Here is a 1,141-nt window from a genome sequence, read left to right as displayed (position 1 = left end):
TATCAGGCCATGATTTCGGGTGTGAGAGCCGTGAAATGTATCACAGTTGACTCACGCCTTTTAATATTCCGCCTGTTGCACTTAATATGTTAACTCAGCGCATAGAAAAACACCTAAGGAAATAATGTATAGAGGGAATTTATCATTAGATGGAATAGCCCGGATGTATTCCAATGCAGATTACCAAAATCTATATCAGGAAATGATTGCGGCTAAACGATTTGATTCCGGTTCCTGCTCCGAATCCTGCGAAATATTCTCTAACCAATTATCTCTAGAATTAAATTAACCCCATCAACCCACCACTCACGCTATTAACGGCGGGAGGTTTATTGTGTCTGAAAAAATTATAGTCATGTACGACTCATCAGAGGCAGCCCAAATTCAAGCTGTCACTGGTTGGGTATCTCGCAACGGTCGATTCTGGGGAAATGATGAGCAGATGGCCCGTTATGATGGTTCTACTCATCGAAAATGTGATAACAACCCCGAACACCCAATTGTAGAAATGTATAGCTACTGCTCAATTTGCCATGAGGAATCGCGGCAACAAAAATTCATGGCGATGAGGCGTCAAAAATGGGATGGAGAAACACCATTAGTCATTTTTGACACCGACCAATATTTTTTTTATGAGGATTCCCTAAATGCATATTGCGACGAGCACGAGGTGACGCCATCAGAATTGCAGTTAGTTATCTGTGAACCTAATTACCCCGCTGAAATAAATGGTGAGGATTATTTCACGGATGACCTGCCAGAGGACGGCGAACTACCCGATGAACTACAACGAGCATTTGATGCCCTGAATGCCGTCATTCGTAACAGCCCGCCATTGTCATGGTCACAGGGCAAATATGCAGCGATAGTTTCTGACGATATTAAATCGCGGGAGGCTCTAGATGCAGTTCACCCCATGGAATCCCAACCCAATAGCAATACAGCGAGTCAATGACCCGCTACCCATCCCCACTAAATGCCGTTATTGCTGCAACCCCGTAGAAATTGCCCATCACACGGAGGTGTTCGGGCGCATTCTCAATGACCGCTGGCCGTGGCTCTACGTGTGCTGGTCATGTGATGCGCGCGTGGGTATGCATCCGAAAACGAATATCCCACTCGGAACATTGGCAGATTATTC

General features: G+C 45.3%; 2 protein-coding genes and 1 pseudogene. All 3 read left to right on the top strand.

Features of this window, described 5'->3' with window-relative positions:
* Positions 1-85: 85 nt before the first annotated feature.
* Positions 86-289: pseudogene (locus Xbed_RS20410) on the top strand (phosphoadenosine phosphosulfate reductase domain-containing protein); the annotation flags it as partial.
* 45 nt (positions 290-334) lie between these two features.
* Entirely contained in the window at positions 335-955 is a 621-nt protein-coding gene (locus tag Xbed_RS18725) for a hypothetical protein (RefSeq protein ID WP_244182566.1), read from the top strand.
* Positions 903-1,141 (top strand): zinc-finger-containing protein (locus Xbed_RS18720; RefSeq protein WP_244182565.1); only part of this gene is annotated, 239 nt, incomplete at its 3' end. The genes Xbed_RS18725 and Xbed_RS18720, both read left to right, overlap by 53 nt.

Source organism: Xenorhabdus beddingii (assembly GCF_002127545.1).
Classification (GTDB): Bacteria; Pseudomonadota; Gammaproteobacteria; order Enterobacterales; family Enterobacteriaceae; genus Xenorhabdus; species Xenorhabdus beddingii.
This window is presented reverse-complemented; position numbering and strand designations above follow the sequence as displayed.